This is a genomic window from Mesorhizobium sp. A623 (genome assembly GCF_054489405.1).
The window spans coordinates 55,842-69,299 of the sequence record NZ_JBTMXB010000011.1; the positions used below are offsets into that span (position 1 = coordinate 55,842).

At 56.4% G+C, this 13,458-nt stretch carries 11 protein-coding genes; 4 read left to right on the plus strand and 7 right to left on the minus strand.

The features are described from left to right. Positions 1-17 precede the first annotated feature (17 nt). From mobF to ACX3P1_RS13435, 5 genes are all read right to left on the minus strand, one after another. Positions 18-5,204 carry a MobF family relaxase gene (gene mobF / locus ACX3P1_RS13415; RefSeq protein WP_459080080.1) on the minus strand — a complete coding sequence of 1,729 codons (5,187 nt, stop codon included), beginning with the start codon at positions 5,202-5,204 and terminating at the stop codon, positions 18-20. Next, positions 5,197-5,565: a hypothetical protein gene (locus tag ACX3P1_RS13420; protein ID WP_459080081.1), complete on the minus strand. Its 369-nt coding sequence runs from the start codon at positions 5,563-5,565 to the stop codon at positions 5,197-5,199. The genes mobF and ACX3P1_RS13420 overlap by 8 nt, the downstream gene beginning before the upstream one ends. Then, entirely contained in the window at positions 5,562-6,014 is a 453-nt protein-coding gene (locus tag ACX3P1_RS13425) for a hypothetical protein (RefSeq protein ID WP_459080082.1), read from the minus strand. The genes ACX3P1_RS13420 and ACX3P1_RS13425 overlap by 4 nt, the downstream gene beginning before the upstream one ends. A gap of 91 nt (positions 6,015-6,105) precedes the next feature. Then, positions 6,106-6,519 carry a hypothetical protein gene (locus ACX3P1_RS13430; protein ID WP_459080083.1) on the minus strand — a complete coding sequence of 138 codons (414 nt, stop codon included), beginning with the start codon at positions 6,517-6,519 and terminating at the stop codon, positions 6,106-6,108. Between the two features lie 725 nt (positions 6,520-7,244). Further along, positions 7,245-7,466 carry a hypothetical protein gene (locus ACX3P1_RS13435; protein ID WP_459080084.1) on the minus strand — a complete coding sequence of 74 codons (222 nt, stop codon included), beginning with the start codon at positions 7,464-7,466 and terminating at the stop codon, positions 7,245-7,247. A gap of 102 nt (positions 7,467-7,568) precedes the next feature. On the opposite strand from ACX3P1_RS13435, the gene ACX3P1_RS13440 reads away from it, so the two are divergent. From ACX3P1_RS13440 to ACX3P1_RS13450, 3 genes are all read left to right on the plus strand, one after another. After that, the gene (locus ACX3P1_RS13440) at positions 7,569-7,862 is read left to right on the plus strand and encodes a hypothetical protein (protein ID WP_459080085.1); all 294 of its coding nucleotides are present in this window, start codon (positions 7,569-7,571) and stop codon (positions 7,860-7,862) included. A 20-nt stretch (positions 7,863-7,882) separates the two neighbouring features. Continuing rightward, positions 7,883-8,557: a class I SAM-dependent methyltransferase gene (locus ACX3P1_RS13445; RefSeq protein ID WP_459080216.1), complete on the plus strand. Its 675-nt coding sequence runs from the start codon at positions 7,883-7,885 to the stop codon at positions 8,555-8,557. A 75-nt stretch (positions 8,558-8,632) separates the two neighbouring features. Beyond that, positions 8,633-9,484: a GIY-YIG nuclease family protein gene (locus ACX3P1_RS13450; protein ID WP_459080086.1), complete on the plus strand. Its 852-nt coding sequence runs from the start codon at positions 8,633-8,635 to the stop codon at positions 9,482-9,484. 321 nt (positions 9,485-9,805) lie between these two features. Here ACX3P1_RS13450 and ACX3P1_RS13455 read toward each other — a convergent pair whose 3' ends face one another. Together ACX3P1_RS13455 and ACX3P1_RS13460 are read right to left on the minus strand one after the other, a co-directional pair. Next, on the minus strand, positions 9,806-10,450 hold the full coding sequence (locus tag ACX3P1_RS13455; protein WP_459080087.1) for a hypothetical protein: 645 nt from the start codon (positions 10,448-10,450) through the stop codon (positions 9,806-9,808). Continuing rightward, a complete protein-coding gene (locus tag ACX3P1_RS13460; protein WP_459080088.1) occupies positions 10,450-11,706 on the minus strand; it encodes a hypothetical protein in 1,257 nt (418 codons plus the stop codon). The genes ACX3P1_RS13455 and ACX3P1_RS13460 overlap by 1 nt, the downstream gene beginning before the upstream one ends. Positions 11,707-11,743: 37 nt before the next feature. Between ACX3P1_RS13460 and ACX3P1_RS13465 the strand changes: the two genes are divergently transcribed. Continuing rightward, complete coding sequence (locus ACX3P1_RS13465) at positions 11,744-13,420, plus strand: RecQ family ATP-dependent DNA helicase (RefSeq protein ID WP_459080089.1); 1,677 nt, start codon at positions 11,744-11,746, stop codon at positions 13,418-13,420. Positions 13,421-13,458 lie beyond the last annotated feature (38 nt).

Here is a 13,458-nt window from a genome sequence, read left to right on the forward strand (position 1 = left end):
CGATCGGTGGCGGAATATCACATCCGCTGCCCCTGCCTCTGGCGATCTTCCTCCTCGCGCTGCTGCCTTGCCCGCATCTCATCGACCGCCTGCTGAGCCGCCGCATCCGCGTCCCGCTCCTCGCGAACAGGCCCGGACACTTCGATACGCTTCTCGGCTATGTACTCCCGAACCTGCTTGTCGTCGGCCGTCATCAGGAACTCGACCGCCTGCTTCTGCTCGGCAGCGTCCGCTTCCTTGCTTCCGATATCCCTGTAAGCCGTCATATCCCGATCCGGATGCGCTTCCTGGTATCTGGCCACCTCGTCCTTGATGAACTCGGTGGACAATTTCAGGTCATCGGCCGTTTTCTGGAGGTCCTCAGGCGATCTCGGCAACTGGCGCGTCTGGTCGTTCCAATCCTTGAAAACCATGTTCTCGGGTGCCTGGATTTCGATCTCGGCTTTCGGGTTACCCCTCAGGATAGCCGCCGAAATGTTCTTGCAGATCAACCGTCCAGCGAGATCGTTATCCGGGGCGATGATACATTTTGCCTGCGGATTAGCCTTCGCAAGGATTTCGATGCCCTGAGCCGCATGCCCGGAAACCGTGCCGGCGACGGACAGCATGAGCCTGTCCTTCGGAATCTTGCTCACGATATCAGCCTTTTCGGCATCTGGTTTCGTTTTGAATCCTTGCGGCAGCTTGGTTTCCTGCCAGTGGGACAAGGCATCGACGCCGGATTCCAAAAAGACCATGCTCTTCGGGCCGTCCTTCTCACCCTTCATCTTGTTGCCCAGCATGCCGAGACCCTTGCCCTCCCCGTCGGAGAACTTGGTTTTCTTCATGAGTTCACCGCTCGAGGCGTAAGCATCCTGACGCTTGATCTCCAGCCCGGTGACGGTGCCGAATTTATTCACGTCACGATGAGCGATAGTGAGACCTGTCCGCCACTCTCCGGATTTCTGGTCCTTAAAGGATTCGCGCTTCACGTCGCCATCGAAGAACAGGATCGTCTCCCGCTCGAGGCCGCGTTCCTTGGCGTAGGTGTCCGTGGCCCAAGGCTTCTCCATCTGATATTTGAAACGGTATTCATGGCAGGAGCCACCCCTGTCCACGAGCTTGCGGACATCTTCGGCACGCTGCTTGTCGAATTTGTTGGCCTCCGGATCGTCGCCTTTGGCAATGTCGGCCAGCATCCGCTGAGCCGTGTTACCCTTGAGCCGTTCAATGTTCGTCGGCCGTAAAGTCTCGTCATCCGGATTGGCCTTCGAGACCGCCTCTCTCTGTTTCAGGTGATCGACTGCTGCCTGCAGGCGGTCCTCCGCCTTCGGCATCTCCGCGGTCTTTGGGAAGCCGGTCGACGCCAACTGCCTACTTACGGTATCCCGATAGGATTCGTATGTGGATTTTGGCTTCTCAGCCTGAGGTCTCGGCGCGTAATCCTTATCGCGGAGACCATCCGTACCGTAGTGGGCGCGCAGTTTGTGAGCTGCCTCGATTTTCGACGTCGACCCGCCCTTGTTGACCATCCAGTCGAGAATGGTGCCGCCGCTAGCGGGAGACTTGAACTGATTGTAGGCCCAAACGCCGCTGCCAAGTTTCGTGACTGTATATGTCCTCGACTTGTCCCCGCCGTCGCACATCTCATACTGGTTTCCACCATCCCTGGTCGCCAATCTGACCGCGCCGTTCTTCTCCATTACCGAAATCGGGTCTTCACGAACAAACCTGTGGAACTCAGCCTCGGAAATCCTGTTTGAAATACGAGGCTCGGCCTTCGGCGCAACGACATGCTTCTCGCGCTCAACACTCTCAACGACAGGTGCCGCTGCCATCTCGGCTGCGCGCTTCCTGGCAGCTTCCAGCAGGTGAGCGGGCGGCTTGACCTGCGACCGGAGCAGTACTCGTTTCTGGACAGTGTTACTCTCGGTTTCCATGTCATTACCTCCCGTTGACTTGAGTGCATCGATGTCCGGCACCAATGAGGGTGCCTTCAGATCGCGAAATGGATTTTGCGTACCCTCTACAGGCTTCACCGTATTCCGGTCGGCTGCAAGGGACGCGCCCTTCCGCGATGCGTTGTCCAGAATCCGTTGCTGGCGCATATCGATCTCGCCAAGTGTCTTCGCCTGCAAATCCCTGATGTGACCGATCAGCCAGTCATCGGTCTTCGACTTTATCAGGAGATCGGCCAAGGCTTCCGGGTCCTTGTAGAGATCCTGATCCGTGAAGTTTTTCTTGTTGTCCGTGATCGAGGCTTCGTAGACCAGGCGGCCGAACCACTGGTCGGGACCCATCTTGAAGTCCTCGGGCGCGACCATCTGTTCGTCTTTATCCTTATGCGGGATCGATAGCCTGCCGTCCTCCTCTACGATAACGACGCCAGCCTTGGCGAGCATGGTGTCTTCCATCCGGCCGATGTTGGCATATACGTGGACCTCGTGCCGATGCCTGGTCATCCCAACGTAGGAAAGTCGGTAATCCAAGCCATAAACGTCAGCGACAATTGCCCTATTGACTGTCGCGCCCTGCGAAGCGTGCACGGTGACGGCATAAGCGTGCTGGATGACGGGCAACGGCTTCCGATCCGAAAATCGATCATGGCTCACCAACTGGGACGGCTTAACCCGTCTGATGACACCAGGCTGCTTGTCGAACTCGACATCCATGGATGGCTCCTCGCCGTCCTTGCCCGGGTAAACATCGACAACAGTGAACATGTCCGAATTATTGATTTGAAACGGGATCCCAGTCTGTTCCGGATCAAGCTGTTTGCCGCCGAAGATGGCCCTATCCCGTGCCCTGAAACGGATTCTGTGGCCAACCTCGTCTTCCCGGTTATTTCGGGTGTACGCCTGAAAGGCAATCTCCGAAGTCCCCAGGTACCCCTGCTCGATCAGCGTGGCCCGGGCTTCCTTGTTGATCGCATGGATGCAGGAATTCCGATTTGTGATGATCAGGATTTCCTTCGGGTCCTTCTCGATCGCGAGGTACTCTTTATATTTGTCGGCCACAGCGTGATACGTCTTCTGCGCATCATCACAGTACGAAATCCTGCCCTCGTCTCGATAGATTTCGAGCGCCGCCTTAATGTGCGGGTTAATCTTCACACCCTTGGATTTGCCGTCGGGATCGTCGCGGTTTCCCTTCTTTGCCCGATAGATGCCCTCTTCTTCGGCCTTCACGAACAGGGCCGAAGCCTCGCGCATACGTGCTGTCAGCCGCTTGGTTTCAGGCGTGGAATCGTTTTTCTGACGCATGATGATATTCAGGCGATGGGCACCGTTAATGCGCATCGCCAATGTCATCGGCGACCCGGCAGCAACTGGTGCCACCTGCTGAACGTCACCTAGCATGTGAACACGGCCACCCTCAGCGCGCACTGCTCGAAGGATGTATTCGGCCTCTTCGATACCCATCATGCCTGCCTCGTCGATGATGACGACGGTCTTGGCATCGATGTGGACCTTGCCTGCCTTGTGCTGCGCTATCCATTTGGCGCAGGCGGTGGACATCTCTTCCTTCAGCTGAAGTTCGTCGCGCAAAATGCCTGCCGCTTTGTGAGCGGGTGCGATGCCGTAGACATCGAAGCCCGACTCTTCTGCGATCTCTTTCACCAGGGCCATGGTGAAAGTCTTACCCGACCCCGCGGCACCGTTGAAAAGTGTCAGCGGCGATGTCGAACGCAGCAGATATTGGATGCCAGCAACCTGCTCATGATTAAGGCCACGGACACCTTTCTCGGGATCGGGCTTGTGCTTGTCCAGGATCGCGGCAATCTGGGCTTCCGATCCCATCGGCGGAACCTCATCCATACTGGAAACCATCCGCATGAACGAGAGCTCGCGATCTACCAGATCACGGATACCCCAGCGCCGCCGGTCATCGTCATCGTATTCCGCGGCGACCAAGAAAGCCGACTTCACCAAATGAATGAGTTCCGGCACCTGGGCTGGAGCCAGTTCACCGATGGATGCCCGATAAGCGGCAGCCAAAACGTCCCGCTCGTCAACAAGGGTCTGCAGGTTCAGCTTCAGGCGCTGCACGGTCTCGTCGCCAAGGCGCAGCATCTTCTCGTCGTGTGACTCCTTGCTTAACTTCCGTTCCGTGAGCCCGGCGATGATGCCCTGCCCGTCGGTGTGGGTGTCGATGACACGTTTCCAGTGATCGACCAGTTCCGACACCGAAGGCGCGTCATCCTTTGACTTCCGTGAAGCCTTGGCAGCAATCTGGCGATTTCGGCGGGACTGGGTATCGAGACCTCGGGCTTCTAGATAATCGTCGATTTCCTGCGTACGGGTCGAGAACCCATCCACCAGTTCCTGTTTCACGCCGCCGATGCGGATGCCCTTGTCACCCTTGATGATCTCGATGTTTTCGAAACCCTCGATCTGGCGAATCTGATGATACAGCTCGGCCTTGAAGACGGAGTCGAGCACGGGGCGCATGTAATGGATGTCGATGTTGTTGATCGCGCCGACGGTGCCGTCTTCCCTGACACCCATGTTGAACATTAGCGAATGGGTGTGCAATTGGGGTTCATTATTGCGGTTCGTGCAGTGGAGGTAGTCCGCCGTAATGAAGTCGACGACAGGCACCAGAACCTCGACACGCTTGCCGCTTTCGTCCTTGGTGACGCGCCGACCCTTAGCGATCTTGTTGTCCAAAATGTACTGGTTCGTCACCGCTGTGGCCGCCATGATGGCATTCTCAATGGCCTTAGCTTTCTTGTCACCATTGATGACGGTATCGGCCCATATTGCTGACAGATCTTTTTCGACGCCCGACATCGTATTGTCGTAGGCAGCCGTCGGCTTCTTTTTTCCCTTCATCTGCTCGGGATACTTCTCGAATTTCTCATGGAACGCACAGGCCGTCGGGATGATCTTCTCGCCCGTCACAGGGTCCTTGCCCTGTGACAGTTTCCTCGCGTGTTTGGCTGAGATCACCTCCCCTGCCGTCAATCCCTCGGCAAAGCGGCGGCCACGGCCGACCCTCGGCGGCTTGCCGTCTTCAACGCCATCCTGCAATTTTGCGATCTCAGGAGACAGCTTCGGCCGATATATCCTGCCACCTGCGGAGTCCTGGTCCCGATAAGTAGAGCCACCAGGGCGCTTCTTGGAACCAACGCCACCGGATTCACCGCCTTTGGATTCCCTCTCGGTCTCTTCCTGTTTTCCGGACAGATATGCGATGTCGTCTATGGCACCTGAATCAAACACGAGGCCCCCTTCCCGCCAAGGCGAAGTGTTCACCTAGCAGCCTGTCGAATTCTTTCTCCAACGCGAAAACCTGTTCGAGGGCAGGTTCCGCCGAAAGCCGCCTGATCGCCTGGAGTGATCCGGCGAAAGCCGAGCCGCAAACGCTGACATCTTCCCCGAACGGGATGCCTAGATCGCCGGCGATATCCTCGAGATCGATGACGGCATCATTGAAGGCAACGAGCATCATCTCCGCGTCGATGCGATCATCGCGCTGCGCGTCGCGGAACCGTTGCGTATCCACACGGCCAGCCGTCAGAAGAACCCGCCACCCCTCGCGGCAGTCCACAAAGACACGGTGATGATCGCGGATACGGCTCATGGCATCGATTCCTCGACTGCGAAACGGAAAAAGTGATCCGTCATGATCCGGCCGAAGCTGAGCTCCATCGATCGCTTCTTGGCGACCATCCGACCGACGGATTCATGATTTCCGGTCATTAGCATTGAGAGACCGTCGGAGCCGACGATGACACGGCCAACAGCGGCCTTGAGATCGATGCCGAACTCGTTGACCTTCGAAATCATCATCATGTCGGCCGACAGATCGTAACCGGACGGCTCCAGATAAATGCCCACTTTCTCCAGTTTGCGGACGAAATCGGAAACGGCTTCTGCGAACGTGTCGATGAGCAAGGCGGCAAGATCGGGTGACGAATTCTCTTGGCAGACGTATTCATGATTGATTGCAGGCGACGCCCGAAGAACGATGGCGTAATCGCCATCGGCAGTCTGGCTACCGTTACCGCTCGATGTCCATATTCTATCCATTGTCGCCTCCCCTGCCCTTTGTTACGTCAGTATCTATGTTTATTCGTCCCCGCTCTTATTCATACATGTAGACCGAAGAGCGGATTCAAAATCAGCGTGGTCCCTTTATCCGTGCATGTTGACGGACGTCCATTTCAGGCTGCGTCCCAGTTTCCTCGTAGTCGTCATTGTCGCTCCCGAATTCCGGTTCGGCGCTTACATCCACGGATGCGATCTGGAGCACATGGGAGATGACCCCGATTTCCTCGCGCATCGCCAAAGTCTGCGCATTCAACTGCTGGAGGGCACCTTCAACGGCTGCGGTGAATTCCTTCATTCCCGCCGCCGTGATCTCGGGGAGTTCGCCGAAGCTTCTGACGGTGCCGATGACATGTACAAGAGCCTCGCCCTGCGTCATCCCTTTCGCATCGGCGTAAACCTTCAAGAGAGACGACACCTCGGCTTTTGCGGCAGCCGATTTCAGCTTCACCGAGAACGACACTCCGGTTTCCTTCTTCTTCGTCATGCAGCCTCCAATCTGCAGCGGGTCCATTTCGCAATGGAACACGTGCACCAACAAACGGTTTCAAATACAGGCAAGTAGAATACGGAATATGCCCGACTACAGACATGGTTTGTGTCGGCGGAGCAATTTGCAAGGGGTCAACCGCAAATAATTGCAGGAAACCGCATGAAATGCTGGATTCCAAGCCCCCCGCAGGGGACACAGATGCTCATCGCAGGTGCATCCTGTGTCTTCTCCGGTTATCCACGATAACCATCCCTATATATCGAAGACGAAGTACTTCTATTTATGAATCCATTTTCTCATTTTCGATAACTTCCATGTCGTCATCATCGAACAATGGAACCCATCATTTATGAACACGACATCATTCCTTTATCGACGTCATCCCCATCCTTCGAGGAAACCCACCGCCATACGACACCGAACCCCATCAGTTGGCATCTTCCCGAAACATGAAACCCTACCCTGACCAGGAAATCTCAAATCTGTTCGTTGCCTTTCATCTTCCCGACATCGACCTCGCCTCCCGATGCCTTGCCTCATTCCCGATATCGGCCGATACCTTGGGCATCCCTCGCCAGGCCGACACCGGTCATTGCGAATTCGTTTCTGAATCCAGGGGCGGTTTCTTTCGGGCGTGATGGATGCCTGCTGTTTAAATCAGTCGCCCGAACCCGCCCGCTTGAATCCGTGCGTGGTGTGCATTGTTGACATGGAGCCCGTTAGTGCGTGTTGCCGTCGAAATTCACGCCGAAGCCTGCCTCGATGGCTGTCTCCGCAATCGTGTTCGTGAGATCGGCATCCGTCATGGTGCAACCGGGCACGGCTTGGTGGACGGATTTCTTGACCGAGGCGACAGAGATGGCCTTGGCGTCCAGGCGTCCGCGGAGATGGCTCAGAATTGCCTGTCTGACTTCCAGGGAAAGTCTGTTCTTCGGGATCATGGCCGCCACCTCCTCGGACCACATCATATTCCCGGTTTGTGACGAGTCCATATCAACCGAGTCTACCTGACGTAATCTGTCAGCAGGCCGGACATTGTTGACATGGCGGCCGATGAAATTCCGGCTCCGGATACCTACATAGAAGTTGGCGACGTGATTTCGTCGTCATTCGCTTTTTCCCTGTCCCCATCCATTTTTGAAGGATTCCGCATGCAGCTTCGCTTTCGCGAACCCACTCTCATCGAACTCCTGAACGATCCCGTCATGAAGGCGGACGGCGTGTCGAAATCTGACATTCTTGAACTCTTCGATGCCGACCAGGACACCCTTGCCGACAGTCCGCCCGCTTATATCTGCAGCGGCCTTCTCGAGAAACTCTGTCAGGCAAATCTGTAGGGGTCGGCCGCGCAATGTCGTTGTCACCCCTCTCTGATCCTGATGCCGTCGCTCGATATGCGGATGGACCGGTTCGACAGGTTCCGGGTTTCCTCGACCTTCAAAAGATGACCAGGCTGCTTCTGGCTGAACGAGCCGGAGACGATGCTAATGTTCTCGTGCTCGGTGCTGGTGGCGGTCTGGAATTGAAAGCATTCGCCGACGCACAGCCTGGATGGCGTTTCTGTGGTGCCGATCCGTCAAAGGAGATGCTGAAGTTGGCCGAGCGCACGCTTGGTCCGCTGGCATCCCGTGTCGATCTCCACCAAGGCTACATCGATACCGCGCCCGCGGGGCCGTTCGATGCCGCGACGTGCATTCTAACCCTTCACTTCATTCCCGAAGAAGAGCGGCGACGCACGTTGACGGAAGTGCATCGGCGGCTGAAGCCAGGCGCACCCTTCGTTGTCGCCCACCACAGTTTTCCTCAAGAGGACGGCGAGAAGTCACAGTGGCTGGCACGCTATGCCGCATTCGCCGAAGCGTCAGGAATACCAGCATCACAAGCCAGGAGCGCTAGTGCTGCTATCAGTGAACGCCTGCCAACGTTATCCCCCGAGAAGGACGAATCCTTGTTGAAAGATGCCGGGTTCGTTGACGTAGCCCTGTTCTACGCAGGGTTCACCTTCAGAGGCTGGGTCGCCTACAAAGCCTGATTTCCCGAGACAGGACATTGTTGACATGGCGGACGCCCGTGCGCAGACATGTCCTCGGAACAGGGGCAACAGCAGATGGCGAATCCGGAATTGACCGCAGAGGTGCTGCTCAACATTGGCTTCGTCGACGTTGGCCGTTGGCAGCCGTCCGGAGATTTCATCGCCTACCAGCTTGACGGCTATGACGCCGCGGCGAACGAAGTCCTGCTGGACGCCGCGAACGCCCTCTATGCCTTCGTGAAGGGCGACGATGTTCTCTACATCGGGAAGACCGCCCGCTCGATCCGGAAACGGTATTTGGGCTACTGCCGCCCGGGAAAGCGGCAGGCTACGAACCAGCGCTGCCATCGCAACATCAAGGCCGCCATCGCCCAGGGAACCGAAATCCGCATTTTCGTTTTCACGCCGATCTCGCACCTCCGATACGCCGATTTCGAGATTAATCTGGCCGCGGGCCTCGAAGACAGCCTGATCCGTCAATTTGATCCGCCATGGAACGGCCGCGAGAGAGGCAAGCCGATTTCCGAGGAGGCAGAACGTGAAGAGGCCGAAGAAACCGAACCCGTGCAGGCTGGTGTCCCAGCGTCGGCCGATATCCTTCCGGAGGTGTCATCGGCATCTGGCCCGGCCATGGCGACTTTCACCATCGTGCTCGGCCCGACCTACTACAACAAGGGTTTCCTGAATCCCGGCGTCGAGGCCAGCCGTCATCTCGGCAAGGATGGAGATCCGATCCGGATTCGATTCAGCGACGGTAGCCCGATGGTCATCTCGAAGATCAACCGGACGGCCAACAGGACCGGTGCCGTTCGGGTCGTCGGCAACAATCAGCAGATCGCCCATTGGTTTCAGGAGAACTTCCGCGAGGGTGACACAGTGCAGGGGCGCGTGGTTGGCACGCATGAAATTTATCTTTCGTCAGTCTGACGCCTGCAACCTCACTGCGACCCCTGTTAGTCCGGGGTGGTTTGGTTTTTACTTTTATCAGAATCAGGCACTGCTTGTTCGGTACCGCCTGTGTCGACGCATCGCCATGAAGTGCGAATGCAGGCGATACCGGGCGTTGAGCATTTAACACCGTCGGCCGTAACGGCGCAGATACTGCATCCGTCATTGAATTGATGGCAACTTGGATTGGCTCTTATGCGTTCGCCAAGACTCTGTGCCGAGGCCGGAGGAATCAGCAGACCCAGCAAGGCAAAAAGCGCCACCCAGTATCGGGCAACTCTCAATTCGGGAGAGTTCCGCTCACTGTACACCGGAATACCCAATCATCCGGCCATCCGGATCAAGATTGATGAAAGCCCGCTTCCCTCGGCGACCCACAACCATGAAAACCAGACGGCCAGCGTGGGCTTCCAGAAAGCGCAGAGCCAGACCGTCGGGGTCATAATGGGTGATATCCTTCCCCTCAGTTTCCCTGAAGCCTTGGTCGGTCAGAAATTTCTCGTTGGCCTTCCCGACAGCAATCGCTTTCAATCGTTTGGGCCGCTGGATAAATCCAACCACAAGACCGATGCCAGCCATCACTGCGGTAGCTGCGAAACCGCCAAGCAGGGCAAGCGGTAACGGATTTTCGGGGTTGATCTTACCCATGACGACGATCTCAAAAGCCAGGAACGTCGCTGTGCAAAAGCCAACGGCAATCAGACTAATACTTCCGATAATCGTCAGAAAGATTGTTCCTAACACGCCTCGGTCATGCCCCCTGACCAAACCTCGACCGCCGATGAACGGACAGAAGATGACGGCCAGCAGCAAAAGAATGATTTCGAGATTCTTCTTCGACTTTTTGTAAATGTCCCTGCCGAAGGAGAGGCCGAATCCGGCAACTGCCGCTCCTCCAACTCCAGCCGCAACGAGCGCCAGCTTCGACCGCCTTCCAGCAAACATCACGTAGCTCCCCTCACCCGCTTGACCATACGATACGGAGTGCGGATCAAAGAATATAAAAACCACAGCGCACCGAGGACCCACCCCAGCACGCCAATCAGAATGGAAATCACCAGGTAAACCAGTTTGCCGAGTTTGATAGCGCTCTTGCCCAGAACCTTGATTACGGCCGACGTCTTGCCACCCATTCGTGTTGCCAATTTTCGAAACCGGGAGAGTTCCTTAGCGTCGTCGGCATATTTCATGGCTCCAAAGGCTGCTGTCACCCCTCCGGCCGACACGATACCTGTCATGGAACTCGCGAGTACGCCAATCTCGTCCACGGCATCGTTTCGGATTGCTCCGCTGAATGCCTTTTTCGCCGCCGTTATATCGACCGGCATCATCTCGGAGATCGGCTTCTTCAACTCCGAGAAATCGCCTTTAGAGACACTGCGCCAGTTGATGTTACCGAATGCCGCACGGATAGCGGAGAGAGATGGCCTTCTGAATTGAGGCAACGAAACCCTCGACAGGCCCCGTTTCAAGCCATCGATATCAACAAGCTTGGTCGCCGTCACCTTCAAGCGAGTGACCAGTTTCTTCGATAGCCTCCCGGCCTTGTTGGCAGTCTTCAGCAGGGAAAATCCGGCATCGACTGCTCCCGAACCAGGGACAACCGTGGCCAGTCCTGCTAACGCCAGACCAAGGGTAAGCCCGTCGTAGTCGTCTCCCCTGACTAGGCTGTTCCCTTGGATCACGACGTCGCGAACATCACCAACGCCGACATAATCGGCAGCCAGGACACCGCCTACGGAGGCCGTGCTCGTCACCTCACCGGTCGCCGCCCCATTTACGAAATCCAATGTGTTTCGTAGCCCGAACTCAAAAGGGTTTTCCTTTGTGCGTTCCACCAATTCCAATGGCAACTCGCGCCCGTTTTCCTGGGCAATGGCAACCAGAGATTGGGCGTCCGAAATATCACCTTCTTCAACGGATTGCTCGATTGCGGCCTTGTATTCCTCGTCGGAGAGCCTGCTCAGCCGATATTGCGAAATCGAGAATGGATCGTAGAAGCTGAAAGCCAGTTTCAGAGTGGCAAACTGGTTGGAAGAAAAGAAGGCGATGAACGAAGCGACCAGCATGGCCCCGCCGATTGTGCGTCGTCCAATCCGAATAAATCGAAACATGATCAAGCCCGTCCCCAATGAAGTCTTTATCAAATTGGATGGACTGATCAACGAGATAGTCAGGTTTTCATAACCGCTTTCTGTCACTGTTCGAATTCTTCGGGGACTTGGACAAAAGCAGAAAATGGATCAACCAATTGCCACCGATCCGTGGCGGGAGATACGCCTTCAGGTTCTCAAGCGCGACAATTACCGCTGCGTCTCGTGCTCGACCCCGGTAAAATCGTCGGAAGCCGATATCCATCATCTGTTGCCCAGATCGATGGGTGGAACCGACGAACTGTCGAATCTGGTCACCCTTTGCGACGGCTGCCATGCCGCCCATCACCCGAATCTCGCCGGCGGTCTTGCAAGGCGAGTAATCGAAAAATGGGCAGTTCGGTTGGCGCGGTGGTTGGATACAGACGGCCAGGTTTCCGAAGGCGTCGGGAATTTCGGCCCGGCTCTCCGTTTATTTGGGCTGGATCGCTTCCGGCAGGGTCAGTTGCCGATCGTTCTGACTGCGTTGTCCGGAAAATCGATTCTGGTCGTCAGTCCAACCGGATCCGGCAAGACGCTCTGCTTCCAACTGCCTGCCGTACTCCGACGCGGCCTGACCATGGTCGTAAGCCCTCTGAAAACGCTAATGTCGGAACAGGTCTCCGATCTCCTGACGAAGAAAATCCCGGCCACCTTCGTAAACAGTGATTTGAGCACTGACGAGAAGCAAACCCGGTTTTCGTTGCTGGGTCGAGGCGCGATCAAATTGCTGTATCTGGCTCCCGAGCGCTTCTTCGTCCGGAGCGAGGATGAACGCGCTCGCCTGAAACAGACGAAGCCATCATTCATCGTCGTCGACGAAGCCCATTGCGTCGATCAGTGGGGCCGAGACTTCCGGAGGGAATACGGCCGCCTGAAAGAAGTCCGTGAGAAATTGGGTTCACCACCCGTATTAGCATTCACCGCCACAGCGGGGCGCGAGATGCAGCAGCGCATCCTCAAGTCGCTGGGAATCGAGGATGCCGAAGTCTTCGTTAGAGACGTCGACAGACCAAATATCGCGTTGCTCCGGTGGCGGTGCGCGACCGAAAAGCGAGCGGAGGAAATCGCCTCTCTTCTTCGGCTGCCGCAACTCCAAGGACAGAAGGCCATGGTGTTTGTGCCGTCCACGAAGGTCGGCGAGGAACTGCAAGCCACTCTTCGGAATCTCGGGCTGGATGTGCCCTTCTACCATTCCAGATTGGGCAACGCGTGGGAGCGACAGGAACTCGTCAAACGCTTCCTGGGCCAAAGCAAGCCGCCCGTCGGCCAGATCATTTGCACGAATGCGTTTGGCATGGGCCTCGATGTCCCAAATGTTCGCTTGGTCATCCATTGGCAACAGTCAGCATCGGTTGAGGATCAGTTACAGGAATTCGGCCGCGCAGGCAGAGATGGCAAGCCCTCGGTGGCGGTAATGTTCCACAACGGCTCGAGTATCGGTCGCGACATATCGAGACTGCGTTTCATGGCCGAGAAGACGGTTGAATCGGCAAAGGTTCCCACGTTCGACCGGGAGCAGATGCTGGAGCAGCGTTACCATCAGATCGATCAGGTCGCTGAACTGATGAAGGCCCGGTCCTGCATGCGGGCGGCGATCTCCGAATATTTTCAGGGGCCCAAAACGACGAGGCGGCCCAGCCTCTCCGTCAGGATTCTGGATTGGGCGTTCGGTACCAAGGCGAAAATCAGGCATTTTCGGGCTTGCTGCGATCATTGCGACAAGGCGGAGATCAAACGGCGAGGAATGGCCGGATACGTTGCCCGGATCATCTCCAGATAGATTTATAAGTACGCGTTCACGGCGGGAATTAAGGACAG